Source organism: Deltaproteobacteria bacterium, assembly GCA_022340465.1.
Taxonomy (GTDB): Bacteria; Desulfobacterota; Desulfobacteria; order Desulfobacterales; family B30-G6; genus JAJDNW01.
Map to the genome: position 1 here is coordinate 1 of JAJDNW010000068.1, position 8,400 is coordinate 8,400.

Here is an 8,400-nt window from a genome sequence, read left to right on the forward strand (position 1 = left end):
CCTGCCGCCGTTTGAAACCAATCAGCGGCGACGGCGGCCAAGCTCCCTTTGAGGGGCCTTCGTCATACCCCCGCAATATCGGCGTCGGCCGATCTCACGAGTTTGTTCAGTTCCTTTACCACATGGTCATCCAGAGGCGGCACCTCGTGGCTCCTGAGGACGGCTTCGGCTTTTTCCTGGGCGCGCTCGGCAATCTGCCGGGGGTCCTGCCGCCAGGCGGAAAAGTTTTGATAGTTGAAAATTTTCGGTGAAAACAGGGCCTGGCTGCGGAAATTTTCGAACGTGTGCCTGTCTTCAAGGAAGTTTCCCCTGGGACCCACCCGGCGGATGCAATCCAGGGCCAGGGAGGTCTCGTCGACCGCAAACCCTTCCAGAAATCTTCTCGTCAGACCGATCAGCTCATTGTCGATCACCAACTGCCGGGGGCTGAAAGCCATTCCCCCGTCCACGTTGCCGGCGCCGCCGAGGATATTGGCGCCTGCCAGGGCGGCCGCCTGCAGGTTGGCCCCCTTCTGGCAGGTGACCTGCTCCGGAAGAATGCCGTCACAGAAAAGGCCGGTGGTGTCCGAGGGCACCTTGTAAAAAAAGCGCGCCATTTGAATGATGGATGCATAAAGCAGGCTGCTTTCCGGACCGGCATAGACACTGCCGCCGGAACGCATGTCCATCAGGGCCGGAACGAGGTAGTAGATGGTCGGGGTGCCGGGACAGAGGGTCTGGAGCACGCTGATCGAACCCAGCACTTCGGCATTGCCCAGGGCCAGCATTCCTGCCAGGGTGACCGGGGAACTGGCGCCCAGCATGGGCATGACCGGAACTTTGAGGGGCAGGCCGTATTCGCCGGCAATCATCATGATCTCGATGTCGTTTTCGGGTATGTAGAGGGGAGAAATCAGGCAGGCGATCGGGTGAAACAGGGGACGCTTTTTCATCTCCTCCCGGGAGCCCCTGACCGCAAGCTGCATTTCGATTTGGCAGCGCATATTTTTTGGCCCCATGGTCAGGTTCATGAAGTGCTTGCGCTGGCATTGCAGGAGGATGCTGGTGGCATGCAGATCGGCGGTCTTACCCGGAACGTCGTGAAGGGTCAGCGGACCTGCCATGGCGAGATTTTCCTGGGCGTCCGCCAGCGTGGCCAGGTTTCGCTGGTCAACGGTGGTGGCATCCCGGCAGCTTTGGGCGTCCGGTTCCAGGATGGCGGTCTGCCCGGTGGCGCAGCGCACGGCAAAGGGGCTGTCATAACTCAGCATCAGGTCATACTCGGGATCCCTGCCGGCCAGGCAGACGCTTTTTGGGACCTTGGCCAGGCATGCCTCCACCAGGGCCGCCGGAAATTTCACCCGGCCGCCGTCATCGACCCGCGCTCCGGCGTCGTGCAGTACGCTGCGGGCCCCGGGATGGTCGATCAGCAGGCCGACATCCTCGAGAATGGTGAGGGACGTTTGGTGGATTTTCTGCAGTTCCCGGTCGCTCATCGTTGCTAGGAAGGAAGGTTTCATGCTATCTGCATTCCTGTTCTGACCTGTTGTCGGTGGACTGGAACCATGGTGATTTTTTAGACGTGAAAGTTGTCCTGTTAGGTGAAAAGAAGCGGTTTGTCAATCCAGAAAAGGAAAACGGCTCATGAACGATGGAAAAAGTGATTTAATGTATCAGTTTTGGGGTTGGCTTCTGTTTATTGTTTGTGCGTTTATTTTTATCGGCTCCAGTATCCGCACGGGGGACGTGCTGATGCTGATCGGCAGCCTGTTTTTTCTGGTGGCCTGCTTTTTTTTTCTGGTGCCGTTGATCAAGGCTTTCAAGCGTTAGGCGTCTGTTTGACTTCGGGTCTATAAAACCTTATGTTCGTCCCGAAACGCTTGTCATTCCTAAAATCTGTCAATAATGAGGGGGGCAGTATGCGGAGTCATGAAGTCGATTATGAGATCATCGGCGACGACATTCAGATCGTCGAAATAGAGCTGGACCCGGGCGAGACGGTCATTGCCGAGGCCGGCGCCATGAATTACATGGATGACGGCATCACCTTCGAGGCCAAAATGGGTGACGGCTCCCGGCCGGAATCGGGCTTTTTCGGCAAGCTCATGTCGGCGGGCCAGCGGGTCCTGACCGGTGAGTCCATTTTTCTGACGCATTTTACCAATCAGGGCATCGGGAAGAAACGGGTGGCCTTTGCCGCGCCGTATCCCGGAAAGATCATTCCCATCGACATGACCAAGGTCAACGGAGAACTGCTGTGCCAGAAGGACGCTTTCCTGTGTGCGGCTCTGGGAACCGAGATCGGTATCGCTTTCAACAAACGTCTGGGAACCGGTTTTTTCGGCGGGGAAGGCTTCATCATGCAGCGTCTGCAGGGTGACGGCAGGGCGTTTGTTCACGCAGGGGGAACGGTCATCAAGAAAAAGCTCAACAACGAAACCCTGCGGGTGGACACCGGCTGCCTGGTGGCGTTTACGGCGGGCATCGACTACGACATCCAGCGTGCGGGCAGCCTCAAATCGATGTTCTTCGGGGGCGAGGGGCTTTTTCTGGCAACCCTGCGTGGCACCGGAACCGTTCTATTGCAAAGCCTGCCCTTTTCGCGTATGGCCGACCGCATTCTGCAGCATGCGCCCAGGGCAGGGGGTTCTTCCAAGGGCGAGGGCTCGGTGCTGGGCGGCCTCGGGAGACTGCTGGACGGAGATTAGGATTTACCTGTTCCAGCAGTATCCGAACGACACCCTTCCAGGGTGAAACCAGTGCCGGGTCCTGGGGATCCAGGTATCCGCATTCTTGGGGTAAAACGCATAGGAAAGGAGTTAATGTGAAAACCATCGGCATGATCGGGGGCATGAGCTGGGAGTCGACCCTGGAATACTACCGCATCGTCAACCGGGCGGTTAAGGAGAAGCTCGGGGGCCTCCATTCGGCCAAGTGCCTGCTCTATTCGGTGGACTTCGAAGCGATCGAAAAACTGCAGCGCGAGAACCGCTGGGAAGAAGCGGGTCAGGTGCTGACCCGCGCTGCGCAGAATCTGGAAAGAGGCGGGGCGGATTTCGTTATTATCTGCACCAACACCATGCACAAGGTAGCGGATGACGTCGCGGCAAGCATTTCCATTCCCTTGCTGCACATCGCCGATGCCACGGCCAAGAAGATAAGGGCCGAGGGCCTGCAGAAAATCGCCCTTTTGGGAACGCGCTTCACCATGGAAGAGGATTTTTACAGGGGAAGACTGGTGAACCAATACGGCCTGGATGTGCTGGTGCCCGATGATGCGGCCATGGATGTCGTGCACGGTGTCATCTACAATGAGCTCTGCCTGGGAAAAATCGAAGCGGCGTCAAAAAAGAAGTATCTGGACATCATCGAGGGGCTGGAAAAGGCGGGTGCCCGGGGCGTCATATTGGGGTGCACGGAAATCGGGCTGCTGGTCAAGCAGGCGGACACCTCGATCCCCCTTTTCGACACCACGGAAATTCACGCCCTGGCGGCCGTCGAGGAAGCTCTTCGCTGAAGGTCAATCCGTTTCGGCAGGGATAAATCCCTGCTCTACAAAGCAGTTGGCTACAGGCCCTGTAGTTCAGGGCTTCAGCCCTGTCAAATAGCGGTTGTCATGTTTAGGATAAAATGAGTTTGCGAACAGCTATATCTTAAGTAGGATCTAAATATGTGTCGAAAACTTTATGGCAACCGCTATATTTACTGCGGTGTGCTCACCATCCTCGCGCCGCAGTAAACGCAATGCCCCGCCCTTTCATCCTGCACCAGCCCGCAGCGGGTGCAGACCGTCCCCTGGATCGGCAGCCGCAGATTGCTCGTGTCCGCAAAAATGCCCTGCAGCTTTTCATCGTAGGTGAAGGTTGCCCGGCATTCGAGGCAGATCATCTGGCGCTCCAGCTTGGCTTCCACCAACCCGCTGCAGAACGGGCATTCGATATAGTGTTTTTGGGGCATCAAGGCTCCTTTGTGCAATGATCTCCTGGCGCATCCTTCGGATCGTACCTCTTCAATCCCGGTCACTCCTGCCGGGAATTCATGATGTCGCGACGGACGTGCTGACAGCTTCACAGCCGAGAATCCTATTACATTTTCGCACAAATTGTTACCAATATTACAGACCTTTTTTTGTTTTACAAGCATACCCGAGAGCGAAATACCATAAAACTATTTGAAAATACTGATATAGATCTATTGTGCACAATGTGTATTGTTCTTGCGTGGGTTGTTTTAATCTGTTATTTTATAGCATTCATCAAATCATCTAAACCATAAAAACCTTAAAATTAGTTCTACCGAGCGGAAATCGGGGCTGCTAATGGCTGTCCGAGTTGTGAAGTCTTTATTTGGGTGCTTAAGCAACACTTAAAGAGGTCGGATTATGGAACGCCGCGCTTTCACTTTCCTGTCATTTTTCCTATTGGTTGCTTTTTTTAACCTGCTGGTTGCCGATGCAGAGGCCGACTGGACCAACCTGGGGCTGTACGGCGGCCAGATATATGAAATCGCCATCGACCCGGATGATCCGACCCGAATGTTTGCCGGCGCCTATTATGGGGACGGCCTCTACCGGACCCTGGACGGGGGGACCACCTGGGCCCCGGTGCTCACGGGTGAAGAAGGCGGTCTTTTGGAGGGTGAAGCCACCTTTAAAAATACGGCGGTGTGGTCGGTGAAAATCGCTCCCAGCAGCGATGCCAACCCGGACAACAACACTCTTTGGGCGGTGCACAACTACTGGGCGGAGAAAAGCACAAGCGGCGGTGACGACGCGTCCTGGACCCACATCAGCAACGCGGCCATGCAGGATGACTGCACCAACTGTCCCAACGATTCCACTCCCACCCAGGCCGGCAGCGAGCAGTTCAGGTACTGTCATGCCCTGGCGATCGACCCCCAGGACCCCCAGACGGTTTACGTGGGCACGGGAGGGCCGTCCAGTTCGGATGAGAAAGGGGCAATTTACAAAACAACGGACGGCGGTTCGACATGGACCAAGTTGGGCCTCATTTACCCCGGATTTGACCCGGACACGGCTTTTCAAGACGACCCCGAGGTCAGTTATGAGCCCAGGGACCTGGAAAATGAGTTCTACTCCAAGGTGGTAGCCATAGCGGTTCACCCCACGGATAGCAATATCGTCTGGGCGGTCGATTTCAACGATGTTCTCGGCAAGTACCTGTGTATCCTGTATATGAGTGACGATGGCGGTCTGAGCTGGAACCACCGTGTCGGTCTGGGCGCCTACATGGGGGAATCGGGACTGGTGATAAAACCGGACGAACCCAATGTCGTATTCATGGGCACTTTCTGGGGTATCGTCGGAATTGCGTTCGAAGCGGACACAGCGGGCGACCTTCACCGGGACAGTACCGCGAACCTGGCCTTCCCCATAGGTTGGGGAAGCGGTAGAAACATCCGGGCGCTGGCCTTTGATCCTCAAAATGCAAGCACGTTGTATGCGTCGGCCGGACTGACCAGTAATTTCAAACTGCTTAAAAGTGTAGACGGCGGTGAGAACTTTCCCCACGAATACAGCCATGACCAGCAATACATTCACCTGGCACCGCATCCCTTGAACAGCAGTATCATATTTGGGGGCGACCGCCTTCTGGGGATCTTCAGAGGCGACTATGCCGGTGGAAGCTACACCTGGACGAAAAAAAGCGACGGCATCCAAGCCATCCGCACAAACGACATCGCCATCGACCCCAATGATTCTAGTCATTACTTGGTTGCTACCATGGCCGGCGTATTCGAACAACAAGGGGGTCAAAGCAATCCCTGGTCCGATACGGCGCCCCTCGACTACACCGAAGCCTTTTCCGTGGCGTTCGACGCGGGCGATACAGACGGGTCATCCTTTTTGGCCGGTGGCGAAAGCATCCTGTACAAAACGACCGACCACGGCCAGACCTGGTCTAAAAGCAATTCCCTCGGCTACCCTCACTTTGTCAACGATGTCACCATCGATCCGGCCGATTCGCAGAATGTATTTGTGACCACCCGCTATCCCGGCAAGGTCTTTAAAAGCACGGACGGGGGCACCAGTCTGACAAAGGTGTTGGACAGCAGCGGGGCATACGATTTTGGCGCGGTGACCATCGATCCCAACGATTCCACACACATATATGCCGGGGGCGGCAACTTTTTCGGAACCGATGCCTCCGGCGACTTGTACGAAAGCACCACCGGCGGCGGCAGCGGCACCTGGAGTCCCATCCTGCCCGCGGTGACGGTCAACGCCCTGCTCATCGATCCCGACAATCCCAATCTTGTCTATGCCGGTTGCGGCTACAGCGGCGGCACGGAAGTGCCCTTGTACAGGAGCACGGACGGCGGGACCACCTGGCACGAATCCTACGCAGGCATGCCCGGAGAGCCGTTGCGCCGTGGGCTCTGGGGGAGTGCGTCAAACGATCTGTTTGTTCTAAAGCACACCGGCAGTGTGGCCAAAGGCGGCTTGGACGACGAGAACATTCTCCACTTCGACGGCGGGGATTGGGGCAACATGGACATCGGCGCATCCCTGCCGCTGTACGGTGTGTGGGGAAGTGGCGGTGCGGATGTTTTTGTCGTGGGAGAGGCCGGCACCATCCTGCATTACGACGGCAACGCGTGGGCCGCCATGGACAGCGGTACGGGAATGGATTTGTCGGGGGTGGCAGGGTCTGCACCCGGCAACGTGTATGCCGTGGGAAAGGGGGGGCTGATTCTACATTACACGGGTGCGGTCTGGTCCATGCTCGACAGCGGCGTGTACAAAGATCTCAATGCCGTCTGGAGCACCAGTGACGGGTCGAGCGTTTTTGCCGTGGGCGCCTACGGCACGGTGGTTCATTCCGGCGACGGCACAAGCTGGGCCAAACAGACCACGGGAACCGCCAGTGCCCTTCGGGGCGTGTGGGGTGCTTCCGCCGCCAATGTCGTTGCGGTGGGCGACGGCGGCACCATCCTCTCCTACGACGGCAGCACCTGGACAGCCGCCTCCAGCGGGACATCGAAAAACCTTACGGCTGTCTGGGGAACCGGCGACGGGACCCAGGCGTACGCTGTCGGCGAGAACGGCACGATTCTGCATTACAGCGGCGGCACCTGGTCCCCCATGACGAGCGGAACAGACGCCGATCTGCACGCTGTTTGGGGAACCGCATGGAATCAGGTCTACGCCGTCGGGCAGTACGGAACCCTTTTGGATTATGACGGATCTTCCTGGTCCGAAGTTGATGTGGGATTTAAGGAATTCCCGGCCTGGAACAGTGTCACCGACCTGAAATTCAAGCTCGAGGGCAGCGACCGGATCATCTATGCCAGTACGGTCCGCCAGGGGATTTACGCCTCCTCAGACGGCGGCAACAGCTGGACCAACATGAGCACGCCCCCTTATGAAGTGTATGCCCTGGCAACCGGTTCGGTCATCGTGGGCACCCAGGGAGGCGTGCTTGCCATGAGCGGCTACGGACTGCTCTACGGCCAGGTCACGGATCATCTGGGAACACCGATTCCCAACGTGACGATAGCCACGGATATCGGCAAGTCTACCGTCAGCGCGTCGGACGGCACATGGTCCATCGGGATGAAGGCCGGAACATATGTCGTCACGGCGACGGTTCCGGGTTATGGCCGGGTTTCGGAGACCGATGTCCCCATATACGATGCCACCGGCACCTTTGTGGGGTTTGAATTCAACAACCGTTCTATTTATGTGAGCATCGGAAACCGGGAGGTGCTGGGAACCGCAGGCAGTTTTGTGGGCCCCGGCGGGCGGGTTACCCCGACAGCGGGGCAATTCACATGGTCCCAGGGAAGCGGCGACGGGGAACTCTCGGCGCAATACGGCGTGAACACCACACTGGTTGTCGAGCCGGATCCAGGCCAGCGCGCCGTAGTAGTTGTCGACGGCCAGTCCCACGGAAGCGACACCATCAGCTTTACCCCTCTGACAGGCAGCCATGCCATCGAAACCGTCTTCGACAACCAGGCACCTGCCATCATCGGCCAGATCGATGACCAGACAAAAGCCGAGGACGCAGATTCCTGGGAGCTGGACCTTACGCCCTATGAAAGCGATCTGGAAGACAGCGGCACGAACCTTAACTGGAGTGTCAGCGGTGTCAATACGTCGCTTTTTACCGTTGAGGTCATCGATGCGGCCGGTGACCTCATCGAATTTCAGCCGGTTCCCAATGCGCATGGTTCGGATGATATTCTCCTGACATTGACCGATGCCGGCGGACTGACCGATTCTCAGACCATCACCGTCACGCTGACACCCGTCAACGATGCGCCGGTGGTGGGTGACATCCCCGACCAGACGATAGCCGAAGGCAACACGTTCGCGACGATCCACCTGGATAATTTCGTGAGCGACGTTGACAACACGGATGCGGAGATGACGTGGAGCACCAGCGGGCAGACGGA

General features: G+C 57.3%; 6 protein-coding genes. 4 read left to right on the top strand and 2 right to left on the bottom strand.

Annotation, left to right across the window (positions count from 1 at the left end; translation table 11 throughout):
• Positions 1-62: 62 nt before the first annotated feature.
• On the bottom strand, positions 63-1,499 hold the full coding sequence (locus LJE94_10870; GenBank protein ID MCG6910611.1) for a trimethylamine methyltransferase family protein: 1,437 nt from the start codon (positions 1,497-1,499) through the stop codon (positions 63-65).
• Between the two features lie 124 nt (positions 1,500-1,623).
• Here LJE94_10870 and LJE94_10875 point away from each other — a divergent pair, with 124 nt between their 5' ends.
• The 3 genes from LJE94_10875 to LJE94_10885 all read left to right on the top strand — a co-directional run bounded on the left by LJE94_10875 (position 1,624) and on the right by LJE94_10885 (position 3,496).
• Complete coding sequence (locus LJE94_10875) at positions 1,624-1,809, top strand: cytochrome oxidase subunit III (protein MCG6910612.1); 186 nt, start codon at positions 1,624-1,626, stop codon at positions 1,807-1,809.
• Between the two features lie 89 nt (positions 1,810-1,898).
• The gene (locus LJE94_10880) at positions 1,899-2,687 is read left to right on the top strand and encodes a TIGR00266 family protein (protein ID MCG6910613.1); all 789 of its coding nucleotides are present in this window, start codon (positions 1,899-1,901) and stop codon (positions 2,685-2,687) included.
• Between the two features lie 116 nt (positions 2,688-2,803).
• Positions 2,804-3,496: an aspartate/glutamate racemase family protein gene (locus LJE94_10885; GenBank protein ID MCG6910614.1), complete on the top strand. Its 693-nt coding sequence runs from the start codon at positions 2,804-2,806 to the stop codon at positions 3,494-3,496.
• 185 nt (positions 3,497-3,681) lie between these two features.
• On the opposite strand, the gene LJE94_10890 is transcribed toward LJE94_10885, so the two are convergent.
• Entirely contained in the window at positions 3,682-3,936 is a 255-nt protein-coding gene (locus tag LJE94_10890; GenBank protein MCG6910615.1) for a hypothetical protein, read from the bottom strand.
• Between the two features lie 424 nt (positions 3,937-4,360).
• On the opposite strand from LJE94_10890, the gene LJE94_10895 reads away from it, so the two are divergent.
• A partial coding sequence (locus LJE94_10895; GenBank protein MCG6910616.1) for a carboxypeptidase regulatory-like domain-containing protein occupies positions 4,361-8,400 on the top strand: 4,040 nt, incomplete at its 3' end.

Bases quoted from the DNA above. Each gene is read 5' to 3' on its own strand.
- LJE94_10870 (MCG6910611.1), bottom strand. From the start codon at position 1,499: ATGAAACCTTCCTTCCTAGCAACGATGAGCGACCGGGAACTGCAGAAA.
- LJE94_10875 (MCG6910612.1), top strand. From the start codon at position 1,624: ATGAACGATGGAAAAAGTGATTTAATGTATCAGTTTTGGGGTTGGCTT.
- LJE94_10880 (MCG6910613.1), top strand. From the start codon at position 1,899: ATGCGGAGTCATGAAGTCGATTATGAGATCATCGGCGACGACATTCAG.
- LJE94_10890 (MCG6910615.1), bottom strand. From the start codon at position 3,936: ATGCCCCAAAAACACTATATCGAATGCCCGTTCTGCAGCGGGTTGGTG.